The sequence below is a fragment of the Streptococcus koreensis genome (assembly GCF_003627135.1).
In the GTDB taxonomy this organism is placed as follows: Bacteria; Bacillota; Bacilli; order Lactobacillales; family Streptococcaceae; genus Streptococcus; species Streptococcus ilei.
In genome coordinates this window covers 1416125-1440583 of record NZ_CP032620.1, presented here as the reverse complement: position 1 = coordinate 1440583, position 24459 = coordinate 1416125, and the positions used below count along the sequence as shown (strand labels likewise).

Below are 24459 nucleotides of genomic sequence, written 5' to 3'. Positions count from 1 at the left end.
ACATGAAAATAAGATACATAAATATTCCTCCAATATTGTTTATTTTAAATCTAATTTTCTAACCTCAGTTATCATTTGGCAAACTATAGCAATGCCAATAATTAAAATACCTGATAGTAAAAACCAATGATTTACACCGATTTTATCAGCAAAGAATCCAGAAAGAATTAACCCAATTGGCATAGCAAGTGACATGATACTTCCGATCAAAGAAAATACACGTCCTAAATATTCAGGCTTAATTTTCTCCTGAAAAAGAGCTGTTTGCACACCGCTATAAAATGGCACCGAAAGCCCCATTATTGCACAGCAAACTACGAATATTACAAATCCATTTGGAGGAAGTATTCCCGAAACGGCTAAACTGGTCCCCATTATAAAAAATGAACTTGTTATTAGTAATACATGCTTTTCGAAGCCCCCTAATCTTCCTAATAATAAGCCTCCTGCTAGCATCCCAAATGCAAAGGAAATTTCCGTAATAGAAATATGCACAGGCGTTCCATTAAAGTGTTCCATGCTTATTAAAGGAAATAGTGCATTGATTGGCATATAAACAAAAGTATATAGTGTTCCTAAGAGTAATAAGGCAAACAATCCTTTGTTTTGTCTCAGAACCACAACTCCTTCTTTCATCTCCCTTATGAAATTTGGTTCTAAACTTTGCACTTGATTACCCAGCTTAGGTATACGTACAATTGCTACCGTAATAGATGCAATCACAGCACCCAATACGTCGATGGCAATAATAGCATTTAAATCCCAAACGGAGTATAAGAGTGCTGCAACTGCCGGACTAACAATATAGCTTATAGACTGCAAAGACTGACTATAGCCTGCGCATTTCGTTAGCTGTTCTTCTGGTACTAAAAGTGGTGTAACCGCATTGAGTGCTGGGGTATGAAAAGCTGTTCCAATGCTACGGATAAACAATACTATCATAATCATCCAGACAGGTAGCTCCATACAGAATGCAACAATAGCAAGCACTGCACCAGCTGCTGCGATAATTAAATCGGCACCAATCATTATCTTCTTCCTATCATGACGATCCACTAGCACACCAATGGCAGGTCCCAAAATCGCATAGGGTAAAAAACCTACTAATGAAGCCATAGACAAGACCATCGCAGATCCTGTTTTTTCTGTAAGGTAAAAAATAATCGCCATTTGCAGGATGGCACTAGTGATTAATGATACTGCTTGCCCTGCCCATATTGCATAAAATTTTCGTTTCCAATTGTTGTATTTTTCCATTTATATTATCTCCTGCATATTATTTTGCTTGAATTTCTATTTTGAATAGCATTCTAGGCAATAAAAAATGCAGGCCAAACCCCACAATGTGGCTTTTGGTCTGCATACATACAATTTGGAAACATTCATATTAAAGACATAGTTAAATAAAGGTATAGTTAAATAACCAATATCCTCACCGTAACTAATGAATGCTCAATATCGTATAAATAAGCACAACAAAAAAGCCTATCATCGGGTATAGATTCTGCTTTTTTTATTGCCAGCTTATCTTAAACGCATTGAGGCTGTCATAGTTTCGGTTCCTCCTACATCTTTGTTTATATCAGTTTATAGTATAACACAACAAGATGATATGTTCAATATAAAAGTTATGGAATGAGACTCATACTTCCAATTCGATGCCAGATTTAAAGGATATGACGAAGTTTTCTTCATAGACTGTAACGCTCTGGATTATCTTCCTTAGTAGCAAGCGATTAGCTTTCACAAAATCTTCTGTTTGTAGTTTTAAAAATTCATCAGGATTTTCTAACTCAACCTCAAAATATTTCATTTTACATTCCCTCATTTCATTTATTGATAAATTGAGTTTGCAAAAAAGAGTGGACAATTTTTGTCTACTCTTAACCTTTAAAATAGTTTTTTTTAATCGATTTGAAGTTGCCTAAATTATTACTTATTCGGTAAAATGAAGTATTGCTTTCAACAGATTTCCTTCAACTACACTTCACTTGATTCAAACAAGGTGGGTACATTTCTATTCCCACAAACTCCTTGTCAATGGAAACAAACACGTACCCACAGGGTAAATGGAAATAGAAACTGATAATTTCTAGCTATCACTTCTACTCATTCCAAAAATTTTCTCACTCTGATACTTACCCACCATAAAGCAAAAAGCCTTGCAATCAAGGCTTTCATTATCCCTTTCGTTCAAAGGTTTCTAAGCTTTTACGAGCAGAGCGACACACTCAGCGGTTCGCTATCTCCGTTCTGTCTGCGTGCTAGCACTTGTCAATCACGGACAGCTATCGCATGGGCGGAAGTAAATGCTAATCTTCGTCGTTTTACTCCTTGACTAGCAAACTTACCGCCTCAACATGATGCGTTTGCGGAAAAAGATCCACTGGCTGGACTTTCTTCAATTCATAGCCCAGTTCTTGATAGAGTTTGATATCACGCGCCATAGTTGCCACATTACAAGATATATAGGCGATACGGTCAGCTCCTGTTTGAGCACTTGCTTTGATGAAGCTTTCGGTCAAGCCCTTGCGTGGTGGATCGACCAGAATGGCGGTTGGTTGGATGCCTTCCTTGAGCCAATTCTTCATGGCATTTTCTGCTGTGTCACAGACATAGTGGGCATTGGTGATGCCATTTATACTAGCATTCTTCTGGCTATTCTCCACAGCTTCTGGGATGACCTCTACCCCATAGACTTCTTTGACGTGCTTGGCAACTGACAAGCCAATAGTCCCAATTCCTGAGTAGGCGTCAATCACCACATCATCTTCTCTTAAGTCCGCAAAGTCAATGGCTGTTTGATAAAGTTTCTCTGCCATTTCGGTATTGACCTGGTAAAAGGCTGGTCCAGAGATTTGGAAATCATTTCCCAACATTTGGTCCGTAATAAAGTCTTGACCATATAGCGTACGCCATTCTTTCCCAAAAATGGAATTTGTATTCTGATCGTTGATATTTTGCATGACAGATTTGATGGCTGGGAATTGCTTGATCAGCTGCTCGATCAATTGGTCCACACGGAAAATCTTGGGACGAGTGGTGACCAAAATGACCATGATTTCTCCAGAATGGTGGCCTCGGCGGACCACAAGGTTTCGAATCAGACCAGACTGTTCCTTCTCATCATAAGGCTTGAGATCAAAACGACGAATCAAATCCCGAAGCGCCAAGACCACTTGGTCAATGACTGGATCCTGGATATAGAAATCTTCGATCGGCATCAAATCATGAGAGTTCTTCCGAAAGAAGCCTGTCTCAACCTGACCATTGACGCGACGAACAGGGACTTGGGCCTTATTGCGGTATTGAACAGGATGGTCCATTCCCAGGGGCAGGGGTACTTCTATATCTGAGATTCCCGCCATCTTGTAAAGACTATCCTTGACCTGCTTGGCCTTAAATTTTAATTGCTCAGGATAGGCTAGGTGGCCTAAGTCAGCAATACCTGTACGCAAGTAAGCCAGGTCTAGCTCCTCATTACGATGAGGGGACTTTTCTAGGTACTCCTCTACTTTACCGTAGCCGATCTTTTTAGTGACCTTGAGCACGCGCATGCGGATGACTTCTCCTGGCAAGGCATTCTCCACAAAAAAGACCAGGCCATCGACCTTAGCCACTCCTGCTCCTTCGTGCGTCAAATCAACAATTTCTACGGTTACAATTTCATTCTTATTTAGCATGTTTTTATCTTTCTACAAATTAAAAGGGACGGAGTTTGGAACACTCCTATCCCTTAATTATATCATCTTAAGCCCATTTGGGACAATTTCTTTTTATAAGCATCGAAATCGACCAGCAATCCTTGACCACCATACATATCGTAGGCATCGACCCAATCCCCATTTTCTGGGATTGTGATGCGTTCTATCCCCTTGCTGGCACTTCCGACTAAGCCAATCCCGTTAGTTAACAAGAAGGAGAACGGTACATTGGTCGAGGTCATAGCAAAGACCTTTCCTAGTGCTTCAGAACCAGTGAAGAGTTTAGTTGGATCCTTGATTTGGTGAACAATGGCAGACATGACTTCTTGTTGGCGTCTCGTCCGTCCAAAGTCTCCCTCATCATCTTTACGGAAACGAGCATAGTTGAGGAGGGTCCGGCCATCCATCCGTTGTTTTCCGACCTTAATGGTCTGATTCGGAACAACGCCATCCTTCATATTCAAGTCATCAGGGACTTCAACTTCAGACACAGTTTCACCATCAATGGTGGAGAATTGAGCATTCATCTCCACCCCGTTAGGGAAGAGGGTATCGATGGCTGTCGCAAAGGTTTGGAAATCGACCATGGCATAGTATTGGATATCAATGTCAAAGTTATCCTTGAGCATCTGACGGACCAATTCCGCTCCTTGGTTGTTATTCTGCTCTCCAATGGTAAAGGCTGTATTCAGCTTCTGGTCATAGTAGTCTGAGTAATCTGGATCCGTCTGCTGGCTCACACCGTCAATATGGACAAGTGTGTCCCGCATAAAGCTAACCATCTTGATCTTGCCATCTTTATTATTGACATTGACCACCATGATGGAGTCCGTTCGAGTCTCAGACGAGCTTTCCCCTATTCGACCATCTGTACCCAAGATAAGAATATTGACCCCGTCACTGGTCTTCTGGCCGTTAAAATACTCTTTAACAGCTGGTTGAGCATTGGTTCCACCAGGTTTGCTATTCAAGCCCTTAAGAAACATAAAGACCATCCCACCAAGAACCAATAATAAGAAAACAGCAATCCACTTTAAAATACGTTTGAAGCGGATTTTTCTTCCCTTCTTACGTTTGGGAAGACCTGTTACTTCCTCTCGATTCTTTTTATTGGATTTGGCTTTATCCTTTCGACTACGTGATGGATAGACAGGTAATTCATCAGACTCATTTTCTCCTCTACTTGAAGAAGCCTCAGACTCTTCAGCAATTGCTGAAACGGGGTCATCTTGGAAACGTCCCTCTGATTTATTTTTTAGGTACTTGTATTCCGACTGCTCTTTCTCGTTCAGGTAATGGTAGTTGGAATAAAGGTAATCCAATCTCTTTTGTTCATGATAGGATAGGTTTTCTGATTCTCTACTCATACGTTCTCCGTTTCATTGTCTTTTAGCACATAGACCGAATAGTGGCCTAAGGTTTTGATGGAAACTCCTAGGGACTCCAGTTCTTGATAGGTAGAAGCAAACAGTAATTCGTCAGCATCCACCACATCGATGATAAAAAAATATTCCCCTAGGGCCGTCTTTAAAGGACGGCTCTCAATTTTTGTTAAATTTAATTCTCTTGAAGCAAATGTAGATAGGGCCTGGCATAAGGAACCTGCAATATTACTTGGTAAGGTAATGGCCAGACTGTCCTTGCAGGCAACACTCTTTAAGGAGCGACTGCCTTCAAAAGGCCGCTGACCAAGAATCCAAAAGCGGGTATAATTCTGATCCATCTCTTGAATATTACTGGCTACAACTTCCAGACCATATTCATCCTTGGCCTCCAAAGGCGCAATGGCTGCAATAGGTAGTTCGGGATGTTGTGAGACATAGCGAGCTGCATAGGAAGTCGAAGTTGTCATCTCCAGTCTGGCTTGAGGAAAATGCTCTTGGACATAGGCTTTTCCCTGGGCTAATGCCTGTGGATGCGAATAGATGACTTCAATGACTTGATCCTGCTTAACAGCCAAGAGTTGTTGCTTAATGGGATAAACCACTTCTGCGATAGCCTGGAAACTGGCCTGGTGAAAGAGATAGTCAATGGTCTCATGGACACTGCCTTCAATGGAGTTCTCAACAGGGATGACTGCATAGTCTACTTGATGGGATTCATAGGCTTTCAATACCTCAGTAATAGAACCATAAGGACACAATGCAGCGTCTTGAAAACTTTCTAGAGCTACATGATGGGTAAAGGATCCCTTAGGACCGAGATAAGCTACAAGCATCGAATCATCTCCACAATTTCTTCAGGTGTCTTATCAGCAACATCAAGCACATGTGTGGCTACTTCTTCATATAGGGGCAGGCGTTGTTCATACAAGGCATGAAACTCCTCTTGAGTCTTATCAAGAAAGAGAGGCCGCTTATTTACAGGATCAGTTGCCAGTCGTTGATAGATGCGATCAAAATCAATCCGCAAATAAATATTACAAGGATTCTTCTTGAGGAGCTCACGATTTTCAGACCTCAAGACAATCCCCCCACCAGTTGAAATGACGGAACTCTGTCCATTTAGCAATTCTTGCAACAAAAGCGACTCTTGCTGGCGAAAACTCTCTTCTCCAAAGCGAGCAAAATAGTCCGAAATCGGCATTTCTAAGCGTTGAACCAAGAGCGCATCCATATCTACAAAAGTTGGATCTAATAAACGACCAATGGTCGTTTTCCCTGCTCCCATAAAGCCGAGTAGTACTTTAGGCATGGGACACCTTTTCTAAATCCTCAAAGAAGGAAGGATAACTGGTATTAATAGCTTCTGCACGCTCGAGTTTCACTTCACCCTCTCTTACAAGCAGGGCTGCAATCGCCCCCATCATGCCGATCCGGTGGTCGCCAAAGGTTTGCAGACTAGCAGCATGCAAGGGCGTTTTCCCTTCAATGATCATACCATCCTCTGTTGGAGTGATGGACGCTCCCATAGCGTTTAGACTATCTGCCACAACTTGAATGCGATCCGTTTCTTTAACTTTCAATTCTTCAGCATCTTTGATAATGGTTCGTCCGGAAGCCTGAGTTGCTAAAAGAGCAATGATTGGAAGCTCGTCAATCAAGCGAGGAATCAAATCACCTGAAATTTCTGTTCCATGGAGGTCTGAAGTCTCTACGACAAGGGTCGCCGCCTTAGCAACTGGATCAAGATCCAAGATTTGAAGCTTGCCACCCATTTTTTCAATAACCTCTAGAATGCCTGTACGAGTTTCATTGATGCCGACATTCTCTAGACGAATCTGACTATTAGGGACAATCAAACCAGCTACCAACCAAAAGGCCGCACTGGAAATATCACCTGGTACCGTAACCTCACAGGCTTGGAAGCTTTGAGGCCCACGTAGGCGAATCTCTTTGCCCTTCACGCTGATCCGGCCACCGAACTGCTGGATCATATCTTCGGTATGATTCCGTGTCAGTTCCTTCTCTAGAATGACTGACTCCCCTTCTGCTTGCATAGCTGCAAAAAGAAGAGCTGACTTGACCTGCGCAGAAGCTACCGGTAATGAATAATGGATTGGTTGTAACTCTTTTGATCCATGCAGATGAAGGGGCAACATGTCTCGATCTGTTTGGCCCTGAATAGTGACTCCCATCTCTCGAAGGGGGATCGCTACTCGGTCCATTGGTCGTTTGGACAAGCTATCATCTCCAACCATGGTAACTGGGAAGGGACTTCCTGCTAAGACACCCGCTATCAATCGAGTAGAGGTGCCTGAATTTCCCATATCCAGATCATTTTTAGGTTGTTGAAAGGCTTCGAAGCCTTTCCCCTCAATGGTGATCACTTGACCATCATCTTGGATAGAGACGCCTAGGTCCCTAAATACTTGAATAGTGGATAAGACATCTTCACCACGTAAGATATCATAGACCTTAGTGGTTCCATGCGCAAGGCTACCAAAGATAATCGACCGATGACTGATTGATTTATCCCCTGGAACACGAATAATTCCATTTAAACCCTTACAATTCGTTTGTAATTTCATGGCTTACCCCTTCAAGCTTTTCTAAAAATTCTACCATAAAAAAAAGCCATTTTCAACGTTCACTTGGAAGGACCTCCAAGAGGAGGGAGAAAAAGAGAGTAGGACAGAAATCGGTCATTCGTTAGAATTCGATTTCGTCGTCCCACCTCCGCACAGTTGAGTAGGGCTGTTAAAGCTGATGAAATCAGCGTAGTAGAGTCCACTCAACAGCTGCGTCTTGCTCGACAATCCAAAGACAATTGAGAGGCTAGGACTTTTGTCCCAGCCTCTCCCTTATTTAAATAAATCTTGAACTGGATCAAAAATAATCCGTTCAATATCTCCTAGATAAACAGATAGTTGCTGTTGTTTGGTGAAAAATTCATTCACAATTGGATTTCCTTGTAATTTTTCAGCAAAATCTTGCATCTTCTTTTGTTGGTCTTCGGTTGGCATTTGTCCAGACTGGATAACCCCATGGATTTCTTGTTGGAAAGCAAGGTAGTCTCCGAATAAAGCTTTTGCATCCGCATCTGCATCAATGGCTTCCTTACTAGCAAGGACAGCTTTGTATTCTGGTAAGTCACGAATTCCACGTGACAATTCATTGGCTATATCATAAATATTTGACATGTGATTTCTCCTTAAAGGTTTGATTTCATTCTATTATACAAAGAATATTTTACATATTGCATTAGAAACTGATGTTTTTAAAAAAATCCTACTTGAGACCTATTTGATCACTACGCTATAATCCGTTTGCTCTGTAATCAGGGCTTCAGCCCTTGCTTGATCTGCAACTGTCTTAAAGGAAATTTGGAGGATTCCATAGACATCTTCCCGGTTTTCCTCATTAATATGAATATTGACCAAGGAAGTCCCACGAAGCAACTCCAAGATCCGAAGGATGACATCTTCTTCGTCTGGGACATCCACAAAAATGTCAAAGGTACTTTCCACCCCGCCTCGTTTGTGGATCTGCATGTGCTGGCGTTGCTCTCGACTCTGATCAAAGAAGGACCAAATGTCATCTTCTTGCCCTTGTCTTATCATATCGGCAACTTGGTCAAGGCGATTTTGAAAGTCCGCTATCCGATCAAGAACAGCACTTGGATTGGACAGCAAGATAGAAGTCCACATGCTGGGCTCACTCTCTGCAATCCGCGTCATATCACGGAATCCACCTGCAGCAAAGCGACCCGTAAGGCTATGCTCCTCTGTATAAGCAGCTGCTTGTCCCATCAGGGTTGCAGCTAATACATGAGGAAAGTGGCTGATTTGAGAAGTGACTCGATCGTGTTCAATTGGATCCACCTCGATGAAACGGGCTCCAAGCCCTGAGAGCAACTCCTTCATTTCCAAAATAGCACTGGGATCAGTCGCAAGAGTTGGAGTAAAAATGTAATAAGCATTTTCAAAGAGGGTAGAGTCAGCCGAGGCAGCTCCCGTCTTGTGACTCCCCGCCATGGGATGCCCACCGACAAAACGGACTGGGAGATGGTTAAAAGCTTCTTGACCCGCTTCTACAATCGCCCCCTTGGTCGACCCCACATCCGTTACAATAACCCCTTCTTTCAGTGGCATTTTTGACAATTGCTGAAAGGTTTCAATCGTTTGTTTCACAGGTAAGGAGACGATGATAACATCTACTTTAGAAGCAAACTCTTCAAGATTGGCCGTCACCTTATCAACAATCCCATTCTTCAAAGCAATATCCCGCGAGGCTTGACTGCGATTATAACCTAATAGAGTAACTTCTGGATGGCCCTTCCGAATCCCCATGGCTAACGAAGCTCCAATCAGTCCGAGACCGACGATATATACAACCTTTTCTTCCATTTATTTCTCCAGTTAGAAAGCTTTGGTATAGGCCCGATGAAGCTCGACAGCTTCCTTCAATTCCTCCAGATTATCAGAAGAGAATTTATCCAAGACTTCTGTAGCTAAGACCGTTGCCACCACAGCCTCCATGACTACTCCCGCCGCTGGAAGTGCTGTTGGATCACTCCGCTCCACCGTTGCCTTATATGGCTCATGCGTTTCAATATCGACACTCATGAGGGGCTTATAAAGGGTCGGGATTGGCTTCATAACCCCACGGACAATAATGGGCTCCCCATTGGTCATGCCTCCTTCAAATCCGCCTAAATGATTGGTTCGACGGGTATAACCATTTTGTTGGGACCAGAGGATTTCGTCCATGACCTGACTGCCTTTGCGACGACCAGCTTCAAAGCCCATTCCGAATTCTACTCCTTTAAAGGCGTTGATGGAGACAACCCCTTGAGCAATTTTGGCATCCAATTTCTTGTCCCATTGGACAAAAGATCCTAGACCAACAGGCACACCACCTACAATGGTTTCAACGATCCCTCCGATGGTCTCTCCTTCTTTCTTCACGCTATCGATATAGGCCTTGATTTCTTTCTCTCGCTCTCGATTGACAATAGAAACCTCGGATTGAGCGACCGCTTCTTTGATTTGCGAAACCGTAAGATTTTCTGGAACCTCTACTTCGATGCCACCGAAATTAACGATGTGGCTGGCTACTTGGATCCCAATCTCTTCTAATAACCGTTTGGCTACTGCACCAACTGCTACCCGCATAGTCGTTTCCCGAGCCGATGACCTCTCCAATGAATTGCGTAAGTCATCGAAACGGTACTTGATCCCACCGACCAAATCAGCGTGGCCTGGACGAGGCTTAGTAATTTTCCGAAGCCCCTTTTTCTTTTCTTCCACATCACTGACAGACATGATCTCCAGCCATTTTTGATGGTCTAGGTTGGTGACATTCAAGGTGATGGGGCCTCCCATGGTCAAGCCATGGCGAACTCCGGAGGTGATCTCGACCTGATCGCTTTCAATCTTCATCCGTGCTCCACGACCGTAGCCCCCTTGGCGACGTTTCAACTCAGCATTGATAAAATCAGCCGTCAAAGGGAGTCCTGCAGGCACTCCTTCAATAATGGCTGTTAGTCGTGGTCCGTGTGATTCTCCTGCTGTTAAATAACGCATGGTATCTCCTTTGTCGGTTTCTAGTTTAAGAAGTCTTTCATTTCTTCCAATGGGACTGGATGAATCTGACAAGTGCCAATTTCTGGGACCAAAACGAGTTTTAATTGATTGCCCCTCGCCTTCTTGTCCAAGGTCAAGGCTTGATATAGCTCTTCTTTATCCCATTTATGGAATTCTACTGGTAAGCCAAATTTTTGACACATTTGGCGAATGGCCCGTGTTAAACCGGCTTGGACTAATCCCTTGGCTTCTGCCACCTTAGTGACTTGTACCATCCCTATCGCTACGGCTTCTCCGTGCATGACCTGGCCATAACCTGCAGTTGCTTCAATGGCGTGTCCAAGGGTATGACCAAAATTCAGATAAAGACGGATGCCCTGGTCTAGCTCATCCTCAACAACCATCTTGCGCTTGACTTGACAGGAATGAGCAATCAGGGATTCTGCATGCTCATAAATAGACTCGACGGAGCCATCCATTCCTTCCAATTCTTCCCATAATTCTGGATCCTCAATGAGTCCATACTTGATGACCTCCCCCATGCCCTCGATCAACTCACGTTGGCCCAGGGTCCGCAGTACCTCAGGGTCAATCAAGACTCCAGCAGGTTGGGCAAAGGTTCCTACCAAGTTTTTAGCATAGAGCGTATTTACTCCAGTCTTGCCTCCAATAGAAGAGTCGACTTGAGCAGTCAAACTAGTTGGTACTTGGACGAAATGAATCCCACGCATATAAGTGGAAGCCACGAAACCAGCTAGATCTCCGACAACGCCACCACCCAGAGCAAGGATCCCATCCGATCGTGTCATGCCATTCTTCGCTAAAAATTCATAAACTTTCTGAACAGTCGTTAGATTTTTACTAGCTTCTCCTTCTAGAAACTCATAATGAACAACTGTAAATCCTTCACTTTCAAGGCATTTCACTACCTGACTTGCATAAAGGGATCCCACATGGTTGTCTGTTATGACTGCTACTTTTTGAGGTTCCCATAAATGACTGAGCCAAGTTCCTACCTTTTGGATTGCTCCATTCTCAATGACAATCTCATAACCATTCTTTGGTAGATCAACATTCACCTTCATAAGGATCTCCTTTCAAATCCATGTGAAAAACATTACAATTTCACCATTGTATAAAAATAGAAAACAGAGCATACTTGATTAAGTTTTTCTGTTTTCTTCCATCATTTTTCTAATACATATTCAGGGTATTCCAATTTCAAGGCTTGCCAGACTTCCTGCTCTGGGAAGGTTTTATACGTCATTAGTTCGAAGGCTAGGGCAGCTTGATGAAACAGCATTCCAAGCCCATTTACCGTTTGCAGCTCTTGTTCTTCCGCTAATTGAAGAAACGGTGTCTTGGCAGGAAAATAAGCCAAGTCGGCTACTAGACATCCTTTAGGAAAGGTAAAGTCCTTAGGAACAGGAAGGGAAACTCCGTCCATTCCAAGTCCAGTAGCATTGATCAATAAATCCGTCCCCACCATCATTGCATTGACCTGGTCCCGACGGGATAAGTCATGGAGGACAATTGAAAAAGAGAGAGCTTCAGATAGTGGAGAGAAGGTAGCCTGATACTTGGCTAAACTTTCTGGGCGAACAAATAAATGTATCTCTGCCACTCCTTGTCGAATAGCTTCTAGGATAATGGCAGTTGCTGCCCCGCCTGCTCCCAAAAGGACAAGTTTCTTATCCTTTACAGAAAAAGTCTTGGGTAGACTCTTTAAAAAACCAAGTCCATCGGTATTGTATCCTGTTAAGCAACCATCCTTCTGAACAATTGTATTGACCGAACCGATGAGTTGGGCACTTTCATCCACCTGATCTAAGTAGGGTAGGACTTTTTTCTTATAGGGCATGGAAATATTGGCGCCCAACATATCCAGTACTCGTAACTGTTGAAGACTTTGTTCAACTTGTTCTTCTGCCACTTCCCAAGCAAGGTAGACCGCATTGGTGGCGGTTAGTTGGTAAGCATGATTGTGAATAAAGGGCGAGATACTATGACGAATGGGCTTAGCAATGACGGCCGCCATTCGCGTATAGCCATCAATCCTCATCTAAGATCTCCCGAATCTTGTGCATGCTTGCCAAACTGATTTGACCTGGTGCACTTTCCTCTCCAACACTAGCATAGGACCAAACAGAACCAGTTAAATCGGCAGCAATGCGAGAAATTCGGCCAATTTTCCCCATAGAAATTGTAACGAACTCTTGTTCTGGATTTAGAGTTTTAAAGCCACGTGTATAGTTCATCAAGTCGAGAACATCCCGCTCAGTATGAGCCATCACAGAGACCTTTACCAATTTCGGTGTAAAGCTGGTTAATTCCGACATAATTTCCATCATGTTTTCAGGGGTTTCCTGGAAATTGTGGTAGCTTAAGCAAAGATTGGAATAATCCATCATCTGATTAAACTCGGCCTGGTGACCAAAGTACTCAAAATCGACATAATCCGGATGATAGATGTTATTGATATCATGGATAATGGCTACGTACTCTTCACCAGAAAGTTCAATTTCTCCTCCCTGCTCCCGTGTCCGCAGGGTAAATACAATCTCACGACCGGCAAATTTTTCAAAGATGGCAGGCGCAACTTGTAAGATATCATTTTTATCCAAATAATCCGCACGCCATTCAATGACATCTGCTTCCTGATACCGACTGGCATCAATGGCCTGTGCTTCTTCAAAATTTCTTGGCATTACAGAAACAACTAATTTCATTGATCCACCTTAATTGTAAAAACTTTCAAGTAATTACTACTTTCTTCCTTTTCATTGTATCGAAAATCAGCTGGAAGTCCTACCTCACTGATATAGCGATGTTTATGGCCTTTAAAGCCCTTTTCAATTTCTTTTTTAAATTTGTCTCGACTGACATTCGCAGCGTTGGTACTAGCAATCAAAATACCTTTTGGATTTAAAATCTCTAGGGACTGCTCAATTAGTTTGTGATAATCCTTCGCAACTGAGAAGGTACGCTTCTTATTGCGAGCAAAACTCGGCGGATCTAAAACAATCACATCATAGGTCAAACCATGACGCTTGGCATACTTATAATAATCAAAAACGTCCATGACAATAAAGCGGTGCTGGTCTAATTCTAGACCATTTGCCAAAAAATGAGCTTCAGATAGTTCCCGACTACGCTTGGCGAGATCCACAGAGGTCGTCTCCAGTGCTCCTCCCATAGCAGCTGCCACTGAAAAAGCCGCCGTATAGGAAAACATATTGAGCAAGGTTTTGCCTGTTGCTAAACCATCTACTAAACTAGCGCGCACTTCATGTTGGTCCAAGAAGATTCCTGTCATCAAGCCATCATTCAGAAAAACTTGGTAACGAACTCCATTTTCCAAAATACAGAAGGTCTCTGGAGCTTCTTGACCAAATAGATGAGCTGACTCATAACCGGGATCCTTAAAACGGATTTTTTCATATCCTCCCAAGACTTCAGGAAAAACTTCTTGAAAAGCTGCAACGATCAAGTCTCTGATTTGATAGACAAAGGCATTGTATATGGAAAAGACGGCATAATCTTCATAGAGATCAATGGTTAAGCCTCCAAATCCATCGCCTTCTTGATTAAAAATTCTAAAAGCAGTATCCAATTCCGACTGATAATAGGAGAGACGTTTAGACTTAGCTTCAGCAAATAAGTGACAAAAGTAAGCTTGATCCAAGGTGATTTTCTTCGGAGAGATGACCCAACCAAGCCCCTTGTTTTGCTCGGAAAGGTAACCTGTCCCAACAAAGTGGCCCGAAGCTGTAACCAGTTCGACAACCTCATTGTCAAAGGGGAGCTGCCCAAAGTCAACCTTCTCTAAAATCTTATAACCTTTATGGATTTTCTTCTCAATTTGTCGGTTAATTGTCAGCTTTTTCATACTCTCTATTGTATCAAAATTTTCAAAATTTCACAAAGTCTCTTCCTTAAAAATACGATTAATAACAAAGTGATCTCCATCGTTTTAAACATTCTTGCTCTTTTTGTTTAGTAATAGATTACAAATCTCAAACTTAGACTTTCTATCCCTCATTATCTGCTTGCTTTATTTTCAAAACGATCTAAATTATGGTATACTGTTGTAAGAAAATTTTTAGGAAATAAGGCAAGGAAGTATATTTTTGTGAAAAAAATTACCAAAACGATACTCGATGCTATGAGTACCAGACTAGGATTTGTCTTTACCCTACTGTTGCTTTATTGGTTTAAAACCATGTGGGCCTATACAGTAGACTTTAATCTAGATATTCAAGGCTTCTATCAGGTTTTTCTTGCAATCATTAACCCGATACCGTTAAGTCTCTTATTCATCGGTCTCGCTTTTTATATTAAGAGAACCAAACTCTTCTATTTGCTATCTTTTAGCATCTATGTCATTTTATTTATCTGGTTGATATCCAATTCGATTTATTATCGTGAGTTTACAGATTTCGTAACTGTCAATACCATGCTAGCCTCTAGTAAGGTATCCGCTGGTCTTGGGGCAGCAGCCTTAGAATTGTTCCGACCTTGGGACATCATCTATATTCTAGACTTTCCAATTCTAGCTTTCCTCTTTTTTAAAAAATTGGTCAAACTAGATCCCCGTCCATTTAATAAACGGGCAAGTTTTGCAGTTACTTCTCTCTCTGCTATGCTCTTCTCTGCCAACCTTTTCTTGGCAGAGATTGACCGTCCGGAGTTGTTAACGCGTGGATTCTCAAATTATTATGTAGTCCGTGCGCTTGGCTTACCAGCCTTCTTAGGTTACAGTGCCAACCAGACTTACATGGCAAATAAAGAACGCTCAAAAGCCTCTGAAGTAGACTTGAAGCCAGTTGAAGAGTATGTTGCTAGCCACTATGCTCAACCAAATCCTGAAACCTTTGGTCTAGCTAAGGGACGAAATGTCATCTATATCCACTTGGAAAGTTTCCAACAATTCTTGATCGATTATAAATTGAAGGTCGATGGCAAAGAATACGAAGTAACCCCTTTTATCAACTCACTTTACCATTCAAATGAAACCTTTGCATTTGCTAATGTTTTCAACCAGGTAAAAGCTGGTAAAACATCAGATGCAGAGACCATGATTGAAACAGGCTTGTTTGGTTTGAACCAAGGTTCCTTTATGGTGAACTACGGTGGCACCAATACCCAGCAAGCAGCTCCTTTTATTCTTTCTAAGAATGGCTACCAATCCAGTGCTGTTTTCCACGGAAATGCCGGAAGCTTCTGGAACCGTAATACAGCTTACAAACAATGGGGCTACCATTACTTCTTTGATGCCTCTTACTTTACCAAGCAAGATGATACCAATTCCTTCCAATATGGACTCAACGATAAGATCATGTTTAAGGATTCCATCAAGTACTTGGAACACATGCAACAACCGTTTTACACCAAATTCATTACAGTTTCCAACCACTATCCTTATACGACAAGTCTGATTGGTGACGAAGTCGGCTTCCCTCTGGCAGAAACGCAAGATGAAACAATTAATGGGTATTTTGCTACAGCCAACTACTTGGATGCTTCCGTCAAGGCCTTCTTCGATTATCTCAAAGCTTCAGGCTTATATGAGAACTCTATTATTGTTTTGTATGGTGACCACTACGGTATTTCAAACTCTCGGAATCCAGCCCTAGCTCCTCTGCTCGACAAGAACTCGGAGACATGGTCTAGCTATGACAATGCCATGTTGCAACGCGTGCCTTATATGGTGGTGATTCCAGGTATGGACAAGGGGAAAGTTATTGAAACCTACGGTGGAGAGATTGATATGCTTCCAACTTTGGAACACTTGTTAGGAATTGATTCTAAGAACTTCCTTCAAGTTGGACAAGACTTATTATCTCCAGATCATAGTCAAATTGTTGCTTTCCGTTCATCCAACTACTTTGTGACCCCTGAGTATACAAGTTACAGTGGCCGGACCTATTACACCAAGACTGGTGAAGAAATCACCAATCCAGACGAAACAACGAAAGAGCAACTCGATAAGATCCGTGAGGCAGCGAATCTTCAACTCAAGATTAGTGATAGTATTCAAACTGGTGATCTCTTACGGTTCTATACCGGTAATGATCTTGGAAAAGTCAACCCAGATGATTACTCTTACAATAACTCGATGAAAGCGTTGAAGAAAATCGAAAAAGAAAAAGGGGATGCATCAACCAGTCTCTATAGCCAAAAAGGCAATCAGTCAACGGTTGATCTCTTCAAGGCTCCTAGCTATAAGGAACTCCATCCTGAACAGTTCAGTTCTTCTTCATCATCGAGTGACGATTCTAGCTCAAGTAGTTCAAGTTCTTCTTCATCAGAGAAAAAATAAGATTAGGGTTTCCTAATCTTATTTTTAAATGTAGACAAACTATTTTTACTTAAGGTATCTGGATTGTTTTCAAAAACAACTTCTATTAATTTGGGTCATTTAAGCAAATCTAAAACTTTCCGCTGTGAGAAAAGTGCTTGAAACACGTGTTTCAAGCACTTGGGAGTTTTGAAACTTTAGGTTCAAAACTAAGTCTTGGAACTTCGGAGAAGGTCGCAGACGTCCGTACTCACCTAAGGAAAGTTTTTAAGATGGCTTTATCTTCAATTTGAAATAGAGAGTGGAACAAAAATCGGTAATTCGTTAGAATTCGATTTCGTCGTCCCACTCAACCACTGTGTCTTGCTCGACAATCCAAAGACAATTGAGAGGCTAGGACTTTTGTCCTAGCCTCATTTTAAAATGTAGACAAACTATTTTTACTTAAGGTAGCTGGATTGTTTTTCAAAAACAACTTCTATTAATTTAGATCATTAAAGCAAATCTAAAACTTTCCGCTGTGAGAAAAGTGGGTGAAACTATAGTGTTTCAAGCACTTGGGAGTTTTGAAACTTTAGGTTCAAAACTAAGTCTTGGAACTTCCTGGATTGCTGAAATCATCCACTGGATAATTTCACCTAACCTCCGTACTCACCTAAGGAAAGTTTTAAAGATAGCTTTATCTTCAATTTGAAATAAGATTGGGATTTCCCAATCTTATTTTTTTATTTCTTCCATTCAAAGACGGAGGCTGTTAGATTCTCAACATAGAATGGTCGTTTATTTCGACTATTTCCAACAAGAAGCTCAAGATGATCTGCGTTCTGGAGATAGAATGGAAGTCCACTGGTGTTAAAGATGACAGAATAGTGTTTATCCCAATTTAATTCAAAGACGATGACACCACTACCCATATCCGCTGTATGCACAAAGACATGTTGGTATATTTCCTCATAAGACTCAAGAGACAAGGCAGGTAAGGTCTTCTTCAAATGAATGATTTGACGAATATAGTCAATCGTATCCTTGTTGACAGACACCAGATTCCAATCGACTTGGTTGACGGCATCTGGCGCATTATAGGAATTCATAGCGCGTTCTCGATCTGCCTGGGTCACTTCTCCATCTTCACCCGTTGCAACCAACTTGGTTCGTAGGAACTCTTGGCCAACTTGCATAAAGGCCATCCCTTGGAAGAGGAGGTTCATGGCTGTCGCCACTTCTACCTGCTTCTTAATTTTTTCCTGAGAGTCATCTGGATGGACATAAGAAAGTAAATCATAGAGGTTGTAGTTATCATGGGCTTCTACATAGTTGAGAACCTGACTTGGAGTTAGGAAGGATCCCAACTCTGCACTACCCAGAACAGACCGCGCAATGATGTCTTCTGTAGACTTCCGACTAACATAGCCACGTTTGATAGAGCCAAAGACCTCGGCCCCCTTAATGGCATCTCGAGAGGTATCATTAAAGAATCCGACTTGTGCCATCTGATAAGCATTGTCCTTCTTGGCCTTATCTTCTGGAGCTAAGCCTGTCCCCATATCCCAACCTTCTCCATAGAGGAGAATCCGTGGATCAATCGCATCCATGGCTTCACGGATTTCATCCATCGTATCCACATCGTGAATCCCCATCAAGTCAAAGCGGAAACCGTCAATCTTATATTCCGTTACCCAATGTGTCAAGGAATCAATCATGAACTTGCGATACATCTCATGCTCACTGGCTGTCTCATTCCCAACTCCTGTACCATTTTGGAAGGATCCATCTGGATTCATCCGGTAATAATAATCAGGAACAGTTGTTTGGAAGGCGCCATCTTCTGTCGAATAGATATGGTTATAAACGACATCCATAACCACTGAGATTCCTGCTTCATGGAAGGCGTGAATCATTTCTTTTAATTCGCGCATGGTGGTTTTAGGATCGTGAGGTTTGGTTGAATACCAAGTCTCAGGTGCTGAATAATTCTGCACATCGTAGCCCCAGTTGTAGAGGACATTGCCTTCTTCATCGTAGGTCTTATAGCGGTCGGTAACCGGCTGCAATTGCACCACATTAACCCCTAATTCCTTGATGTAATCAAAAGCAGTAGCATCACCCTGGGCGTTCTTAGTCCCAGTCTGGTGAGCCCCTCGGTAGGTTCCTCGATAAGCTTCGTCCACACCGGAAGTTGGAGAAATGGTCAAATCCCGGACATGCATTTCATAAACAACCGCCTGGCAGGGATTATCCAGCCGCCAGTCAGCCTTCTCATACGCTTCTGTTTGAAAGGCAGGGAAGATGCGATCATAATGGGAAAGAATGGCTGATTTTTTCCCATTTTCACTGGTAGCAATCGTATAAGGATCACGCGCAATCTCCGTATGGTAATCAAAATAAACCTTGTACTGATAGGCTAGTCCACTGAGGTTCCCCATGACATCGGCATACCAGACACCACAATTATTTCGAACATGGTCGCTAGATTCACGCTGGCCACGAACCATTGGGACAATCTTCCAAACCTTGCTGTCATTAGCGACAGAATCATAGATGAGGAGGTCTACTTTATTGGCAGTAGGTGCCCAGAGTTTAAAGCGGTAATCATCATCCTGCTGGCGATAGCCCAACCATCCTTGATAGCCCCACTTGGCATCGAATTCCTGGTAATGAGTCGCCATATCAAAAGCATGCGGCTTCCGGCGGCTGTATTCATGACTAGTCATTGCAGCCTGTATGGAATAATAAACGGTATCATCCCCTTGAATTAACCAGACTTCTCGCACATGCCCTTCAGGCAAAAACTCAATATGGTATTCGTCTGACTGACTGATCCAGTTTCCTTCCTTGATGATGACATGGCCAAATCGTTGAGGTGTCTCACAGTTATAAACTAAGAGCCCCTCAACACCAAAATAATCGAGCTTGGAGAAGGACACTTCCTCTCCCCAAACTCCTTCATGCCACTTCCACATATCACGGGCAAAATAATCGCCTACAGGATGATGGTAGTGGATTTTAACTTGATACTGATGCATCTTATTGTATTTCCTATTTCCTAACTAAGAAGAAATGAACATTGCCCACTCTCAGCAATGATACTCCATTATTCTTCTGATTTATATTCCGAATGGACCAAAGCATCGTCATTAATTTCATCGATGTTGGCAAAAAATTCTAAGTGATTGTGGAAGACTTCCAATTCCACCGGTGTATCTCCCCCATATTCACCATCTAGATTGATCTTGAACTCTTCTTTCTTATCCAAAACTTCAATCTTCAATTTAGAGGTTTTGAGGTATTCAATATTTGAATCCTTGACATGTTTTCCACCATTGACGGCTTGCATAATCAAAGACAACATATCAAATAATTTAGCAGTTTTGACTAAGATCAAGGTAAAGTTCCCATCATCAAGTTTAGCATCTGGTGCCACACTTTCAAAGCCACCGATTGAATTGGTCAAAGCCACGAAGACAAGAGAAACTGGTCCAACATAGACCCCATTGTCGTGTTCAATCCGTACCTTGCGGGTTTTATTTTTAGGAAATTTTTTCACAGCTTCGGCCACATAAGCAAAGTAGCCATAGCGTGATTTCACTTCACTTGGAACGCTAAAGGTTAATTCGGACAAGGTTCCTGCGGCAGCAATATTGATAAAATATTTACTTCCGTAAGCCCGTCCAATGTCCATTTGGATGGTTTGGTTCTTTTCAATAATCCTTGCAGCAGCTACAGGATCTCCCATTGGAATCTTCAGAGCACGCGCGTAATCATTGGTTGTTCCCGTAGGGATAAAAGCCATTTTTGGACGGTGTTCGAGACTAGCAACCCCGTTAACTACCTCATTAATGGTTCCATCTCCCCCAGCGGCAATGATCAAATCAAATCCTGCCTTAGCAGCCCGTTCTGCTTCTAATTGGGCTGATAAGGGCTCTGGAGTGGTCTGATAGGCACTTGTTTCATAGCCGACATCCTCTAACACATCTAAGACTTCTGCGATGTTCTTTTTAATGATTTCCTGACCAGAGGTCGGATTATATATCACTCGTGCTTTTTTAATCTTATTTTCCATACATGCCTCTATAAACTCTCAAGCCAGGCTTCATCCTGTATTTCAATCGATAATTCCTGCGCTTTGCTTAATTTACTTCCCGCATCGCTACCTGCAACCAACAGGTCAGTTTTCTTGGACACGGAGCCTGTGACTTTAGCCCCTAAGGCTTCTAATTTAGCCTTAGCTTCAGAACGTGTCAGACGTTCCAGTTTACCTGTTAAGACGACTGTTTTACCGGACAATGGTGCGTCTGCTGCAACCTTTTGTCCTAGGTACTCTAAGTTTACCCCAGCATCCTTAAGCTCTTCTAAAAGAAGCCGAGAGCCTTCCTGAGCAAAATAACGCTGGAGACTTTCTGCAACGACCATTCCTAAACTGTCTATCGCTGCAATCGTTTCAACCTCTGCTTCTGCTAAAGCTGGAATGGAATGAAACTCTTGGAGCAAGAGCTGGCTGGCCTTACTTCCTACATGACGAATTCCCAGTCCAAACAATAGTTTTTCAGCAGAATTCCCCTTAGATGCTTGAATAGCATCTACTAACTTCTGGGCAGATTTTTCTTTAAAACCTTCTAATTGCAAAAGATCCTCAACTGTCAGCCGGTAGATACCTGCCACATCCTGTACCAGTTCTTTGGCAAACAGTTTTTCCACCACAGCTGGCCCCAACCCTGTTATATTCATGGCATCCCGGCTGGCAAAGTGAGCGAGCCCTTCCTTTATTTGAGCAGGACAACGGGGGTTGATACAACGCAAGGCCACTTCATCCTCAAAATGAAGGAGCTCACTCTGACAACTTGGACAGTGACTGGGAATCTCTAATTTTTCTTCTGATACGCGCTTATCCATAACAACCCGTAGAACAGCTGGAATAATATCCCCTGCTTTATAGACAATGACGGTATCGTCTTTGCGAATATCTTTCTCAGCAATGTAATCTACATTATGGAGAGTAGCCCGACTGACAGTCGTCCCTGCTAGTTGAACGGGAGTCAAATTAGCAGTTGGTGTCACCACTCCTGTCCGACCAACAGTCCAATCAACTGACAAGAGTTTTGCTTCCTTCTCCTCAGCTGGGAACTTGTAAGCCACTGCCCATTTGGGAGCTTTGACAGTAAAGCCAAGTTCTTCTTGGACAGCCAGGTCATTCACTTTTATCACGACCCCATCGATATCATAAGGAAGCTGGTCACGCATGGCTGCCACTTCTTGAATATAGTCCCAGACTTGCTCGATACTAGTCGCTGTCTTGTGATGCGGATTGACGACAAAACCGAGTCGATCTAACTTGGCTAACACCTTCTCTTGACTCGTTTGGTCAGTTGGACTAGCTTCTTGATAGAGGAAGGTCGCGAGTTTTCGCTCCGCAACAATCTTTGTATCCAACTGTCTAAGAGTACCGGCTGCCGCATTTCGAGGATTCGCAAACTCTGCTTCCCCATTTTCTTGGCGAGACAAGTTGACAGCATCAAAAGATGCACGGGGCATATAACATTCTCCGCGAACTGTTAATGTAAGAGGTTCTGGCAAGACTAGAGGAATATCACGAACTCGCTTAAGGTTTTCTGTGATATTTTCTCCAATGCTCCCATCCCCACGTGTAGCACCCGTTTCAAGAACTCCATCAACATAAGAAAGTGAAATAGACAGGCCGTCAATTTTTAATTCACATACATAGGTGACAGCAGGGAATTCCTTGCGAACCCGTTGATCAAAGGCCACTAATTCATCATAAGAAAAGGCGTCCTGTAAGCTATAAAGCGGGTAGGTATGCTGGTATTTTTCAAACCCTTTAAGAATAGTTCCTCCGACCCGATGGGTTGGGCTATTGGGCTGGACCAACTCCGGATGGGCTTCCTCTAAGGTGACTAATTCCCGATAAAGTTGATCGTACTCATAATCCGATACGGACGGAGCATCTTTTGTATAATATTCTTCTGCATAGTGATTCAGGAGTGTCACTAGCTCTTTTATTCTGGTTTCCATATCCCTATTTTACCATAAAAACGCTTTACTGGGGCCTTTCTGACTACTCCATTAGCGAAAAATATCTATTATTTGAATGAATCGGATTCGGCAATGGCAACAAAAAAAGAGCTAGGACAAAAGTCCTAGCCTCTCAATTATCTTTGGATTATCGAGCAAGACGCAGTGGTTGAGTGGGCTCTACTACGCCGATTTCATCAGCTTTAACAGCCCTACTCAACTGTGCGGAGGTGGGACGACGAAATCGAATTCTAACGAATTACCGATTTCTGTTCCACTCTCTAGTAGACTATTGAGTCAAATCAATTCGTTGGGCAATCTTTTTAATCAAAATAGCTCCGACAATCAGGGAAGCAAATTCACCCAAACCAGTTGTCAACCAATTCAAGAAGAATGGAGTTTTGTTCAAGATATGCAATTCTAAGGCAATCGTAAACATAGAGAGGGCAAAGAAAATTGAGAATAAGAAATGATCCTTGCGAATCCATCCATTAAAGAGATCTGTCTTTTCGTAACGTTTAAAGAGATATACTCCAAGTGTGACGAAGACCAAAGTAGATCCGCCACCAACGACCACGTCGACAATCCCATAACTCAAGAAGTTAGAAATCATACAGCCAATTGTCACCGACCAAATATATTTCCGATTGTAGAAAGCCATGAAATTGAGCATTTCAGAAACACGGAATTGGATCTCATTGCTTCCGATGGCATTCAATGGGGGAGTAATGGTCAAGGCCACATAGAGAGCTGCAACTAGAGCAATCTGTGCCAAGTCACGAACAGTATAGTTTTTCATCGTTTTCTCCTTTAGCGGTTTTTCCGCTCTAATATGCTTGGTGAAAGAAGCTAAGCACCAAGGGTTGATCTTTGCCAATGAACCCCTCTTGATAGAGTTGCATTTGACAAACCAACTTTATAAGTATAGCACAAATAAGGGAATTATGATAGACTAATTGTATGAAAAAACTACTCAATCGAATCTTTAATAATGAAATTTTAGCCTACCTGATCTTTGGTGTTGCTACAACGATTGTTTCTGTTGCCACCCGGCTGATTGTCTTCCAACTGACAGACCAGGAACAACTAGCTACCTTGATTGGAAATATTGCAGGGATTCTCTTTGCCTTTGCTACCAACGATACTATTGTCTTTAAACAAGAAAGAAAAGGCTGGTTTAAGCGATTAATTGTCTTCTCTTTCGCTCGGATGGGCACCCTCGTTCTGGATCTCCTGATGACCACCATCTTTGTGACCCAGTATCCGCAAATCATTGGTCAGTTTGTCAATATGAATCGCACGGCTATCAATACCATCGAAACGTTTGCTGCCCAAGTTATGATTGTCATTTTAAACTATGTCTTCAGTAAACTTTTTGTCTTCAGAAATAAGAAGTAATTTCCATAAAAAACCAAAATGAGGCTGGGACAAAAGTCCTGGCCTCTCAATTGTCTTTAGAT

The 24459-nt window shown here is 42.4% G+C and carries 20 protein-coding genes and 1 riboswitch; of the genes, 2 read left to right on the top strand and 18 right to left on the bottom strand.

All coding sequences use genetic code 11. The features are described 5' to 3' along the window. Positions 1-39: 39 nt before the first annotated feature. The 14 genes from mef(A) to D7D50_RS07120 all read right to left on the bottom strand — a co-directional run bounded on the left by mef(A) (position 40) and on the right by D7D50_RS07120 (position 14560). Complete coding sequence (gene mef(A) / locus D7D50_RS07190) at positions 40-1257, bottom strand: macrolide efflux MFS transporter Mef(A) (RefSeq protein WP_000417519.1); 1218 nt, start codon at positions 1255-1257, stop codon at positions 40-42. Between the two features lie 385 nt (positions 1258-1642). Beyond that, positions 1643-1813 carry a hypothetical protein gene (locus D7D50_RS07185; protein ID WP_000873143.1) on the bottom strand — a complete coding sequence of 57 codons (171 nt, stop codon included), beginning with the start codon at positions 1811-1813 and terminating at the stop codon, positions 1643-1645. A gap of 514 nt (positions 1814-2327) precedes the next feature. Further along, positions 2328-3683 carry a 23S rRNA (uracil(1939)-C(5))-methyltransferase RlmD gene (rlmD, locus tag D7D50_RS07180; protein WP_120701859.1) on the bottom strand — a complete coding sequence of 452 codons (1356 nt, stop codon included), beginning with the start codon at positions 3681-3683 and terminating at the stop codon, positions 2328-2330. Positions 3684-3745: 62 nt separating this feature from the next. Beyond that, entirely contained in the window at positions 3746-5071 is a 1326-nt protein-coding gene (locus tag D7D50_RS07175; RefSeq protein WP_023026958.1) for an LCP family protein, read from the bottom strand. Next, positions 5068-5922: a prephenate dehydratase gene (pheA, locus tag D7D50_RS07170; RefSeq protein WP_023026959.1), complete on the bottom strand. Its 855-nt coding sequence runs from the start codon at positions 5920-5922 to the stop codon at positions 5068-5070. Before pheA ends, D7D50_RS07175 begins: the two co-directional genes overlap by 4 nt. Next, on the bottom strand, positions 5913-6398 hold the full coding sequence (locus D7D50_RS07165; RefSeq protein ID WP_023026960.1) for a shikimate kinase: 486 nt from the start codon (positions 6396-6398) through the stop codon (positions 5913-5915). Before D7D50_RS07165 ends, pheA begins: the two co-directional genes overlap by 10 nt. Then, positions 6391-7674, bottom strand: coding sequence for a 3-phosphoshikimate 1-carboxyvinyltransferase (gene aroA / locus D7D50_RS07160; protein ID WP_023026961.1), 1284 nt, complete (start codon positions 7672-7674; stop codon positions 6391-6393). The genes D7D50_RS07165 and aroA overlap by 8 nt, the downstream gene beginning before the upstream one ends. Before the next feature lie 273 nt (positions 7675-7947). Further along, a complete protein-coding gene (locus D7D50_RS07150; protein ID WP_023023590.1) occupies positions 7948-8286 on the bottom strand; it encodes a YlbF/YmcA family competence regulator in 339 nt (112 codons plus the stop codon). 99 nt (positions 8287-8385) lie between these two features. Continuing rightward, on the bottom strand, positions 8386-9492 hold the full coding sequence (locus D7D50_RS07145) for a prephenate dehydrogenase (RefSeq protein WP_120701858.1): 1107 nt from the start codon (positions 9490-9492) through the stop codon (positions 8386-8388). 12 nt (positions 9493-9504) lie between these two features. Beyond that, positions 9505-10671: a chorismate synthase gene (aroC, locus tag D7D50_RS07140; protein ID WP_120701857.1), complete on the bottom strand. Its 1167-nt coding sequence runs from the start codon at positions 10669-10671 to the stop codon at positions 9505-9507. A 20-nt stretch (positions 10672-10691) separates the two neighbouring features. Continuing rightward, a complete protein-coding gene (aroB, locus tag D7D50_RS07135) occupies positions 10692-11756 on the bottom strand; it encodes a 3-dehydroquinate synthase (RefSeq protein ID WP_023023596.1) in 1065 nt (354 codons plus the stop codon). Positions 11757-11857: 101 nt separating this feature from the next. Then, positions 11858-12733, bottom strand: a complete 876-nt coding sequence (aroE, locus tag D7D50_RS07130) for a shikimate dehydrogenase (protein WP_120701856.1) — start codon at positions 12731-12733, stop codon at positions 11858-11860. Beyond that, positions 12723-13400, bottom strand: coding sequence for a type I 3-dehydroquinate dehydratase (gene aroD / locus D7D50_RS07125; protein WP_023023600.1), 678 nt, complete (start codon positions 13398-13400; stop codon positions 12723-12725). Before aroD ends, aroE begins: the two co-directional genes overlap by 11 nt. Continuing rightward, a complete protein-coding gene (locus D7D50_RS07120) occupies positions 13397-14560 on the bottom strand; it encodes a class I SAM-dependent rRNA methyltransferase (protein WP_023023601.1) in 1164 nt (387 codons plus the stop codon). The genes aroD and D7D50_RS07120 overlap by 4 nt, the downstream gene beginning before the upstream one ends. Positions 14561-14803: 243 nt before the next feature. Here D7D50_RS07120 and D7D50_RS07115 point away from each other — a divergent pair, with 243 nt between their 5' ends. Further along, positions 14804-16993, top strand: coding sequence for an LTA synthase family protein (locus D7D50_RS07115; RefSeq protein ID WP_023023603.1), 2190 nt, complete (start codon positions 14804-14806; stop codon positions 16991-16993). A gap of 704 nt (positions 16994-17697) precedes the next feature. Here D7D50_RS07115 and pulA read toward each other — a convergent pair. The 4 genes from pulA to D7D50_RS07090 all read right to left on the bottom strand — a co-directional run bounded on the left by pulA (position 17698) and on the right by D7D50_RS07090 (position 23798). Continuing rightward, positions 17698-19995, bottom strand: coding sequence for a type I pullulanase (gene pulA / locus D7D50_RS07110; protein WP_120701855.1), 2298 nt, complete (start codon positions 19993-19995; stop codon positions 17698-17700). A 68-nt stretch (positions 19996-20063) separates the two neighbouring features. Next, the gene (locus D7D50_RS07105) at positions 20064-21032 is read right to left on the bottom strand and encodes a diacylglycerol kinase family lipid kinase (RefSeq protein WP_120701854.1); all 969 of its coding nucleotides are present in this window, start codon (positions 21030-21032) and stop codon (positions 20064-20066) included. An 8-nt stretch (positions 21033-21040) separates the two neighbouring features. Beyond that, entirely contained in the window at positions 21041-22999 is a 1959-nt protein-coding gene (gene ligA / locus D7D50_RS07100) for an NAD-dependent DNA ligase LigA (RefSeq protein ID WP_120701853.1), read from the bottom strand. A 289-nt stretch (positions 23000-23288) separates the two neighbouring features. Then, complete coding sequence (locus tag D7D50_RS07090; RefSeq protein WP_006596069.1) at positions 23289-23798, bottom strand: QueT transporter family protein; 510 nt, start codon at positions 23796-23798, stop codon at positions 23289-23291. Then, positions 23796-23931, bottom strand: a riboswitch (PreQ1 riboswitch). Its footprint overlaps the gene before it by 3 nt. Positions 23932-23959: 28 nt before the next feature. On the opposite strand from D7D50_RS07090, the gene D7D50_RS07085 reads away from it, so the two are divergent. Then, entirely contained in the window at positions 23960-24397 is a 438-nt protein-coding gene (locus D7D50_RS07085) for a GtrA family protein (RefSeq protein ID WP_120701852.1), read from the top strand. Positions 24398-24459 lie beyond the last annotated feature (62 nt).

Excerpts from the sequence above, each read along its gene's own strand:
- D7D50_RS07185 (WP_000873143.1), bottom strand. The coding sequence starts at position 1,813 with ATGAAATATTTTGAGGTTGAGTTAGAAAATCCTGATGAATTTTTAAAA.
- rlmD (WP_120701859.1), bottom strand. The coding sequence starts at position 3,683 with ATGCTAAATAAGAATGAAATTGTAACCGTAGAAATTGTTGATTTGACG.
- D7D50_RS07175 (WP_023026958.1), bottom strand. The coding sequence starts at position 5,071 with ATGAGTAGAGAATCAGAAAACCTATCCTATCATGAACAAAAGAGATTG.
- pheA (WP_023026959.1), bottom strand. The coding sequence starts at position 5,922 with ATGCTTGTAGCTTATCTCGGTCCTAAGGGATCCTTTACCCATCATGTA.
- D7D50_RS07165 (WP_023026960.1), bottom strand. The coding sequence starts at position 6,398 with ATGCCTAAAGTACTACTCGGCTTTATGGGAGCAGGGAAAACGACCATT.
- aroA (WP_023026961.1), bottom strand. The coding sequence starts at position 7,674 with ATGAAATTACAAACGAATTGTAAGGGTTTAAATGGAATTATTCGTGTT.
- D7D50_RS07150 (WP_023023590.1), bottom strand. The coding sequence starts at position 8,286 with ATGTCAAATATTTATGATATAGCCAATGAATTGTCACGTGGAATTCGT.
- D7D50_RS07145 (WP_120701858.1), bottom strand. The coding sequence starts at position 9,492 with ATGGAAGAAAAGGTTGTATATATCGTCGGTCTCGGACTGATTGGAGCT.
- aroC (WP_120701857.1), bottom strand. The coding sequence starts at position 10,671 with ATGCGTTATTTAACAGCAGGAGAATCACACGGACCACGACTAACAGCC.
- aroB (WP_023023596.1), bottom strand. The coding sequence starts at position 11,756 with ATGAAGGTGAATGTTGATCTACCAAAGAATGGTTATGAGATTGTCATT.
- aroE (WP_120701856.1), bottom strand. The coding sequence starts at position 12,733 with ATGAGGATTGATGGCTATACGCGAATGGCGGCCGTCATTGCTAAGCCC.
- aroD (WP_023023600.1), bottom strand. The coding sequence starts at position 13,400 with ATGAAATTAGTTGTTTCTGTAATGCCAAGAAATTTTGAAGAAGCACAG.
- D7D50_RS07120 (WP_023023601.1), bottom strand. The coding sequence starts at position 14,560 with ATGAAAAAGCTGACAATTAACCGACAAATTGAGAAGAAAATCCATAAA.
- pulA (WP_120701855.1), bottom strand. The coding sequence starts at position 19,995 with ATGCATCAGTATCAAGTTAAAATCCACTACCATCATCCTGTAGGCGAT.
- D7D50_RS07105 (WP_120701854.1), bottom strand. The coding sequence starts at position 21,032 with ATGGAAAATAAGATTAAAAAAGCACGAGTGATATATAATCCGACCTCT.
- ligA (WP_120701853.1), bottom strand. The coding sequence starts at position 22,999 with ATGGAAACCAGAATAAAAGAGCTAGTGACACTCCTGAATCACTATGCA.
- D7D50_RS07090 (WP_006596069.1), bottom strand. The coding sequence starts at position 23,798 with ATGAAAAACTATACTGTTCGTGACTTGGCACAGATTGCTCTAGTTGCA.
- D7D50_RS07085 (WP_120701852.1), top strand. The coding sequence starts at position 23,960 with ATGAAAAAACTACTCAATCGAATCTTTAATAATGAAATTTTAGCCTAC.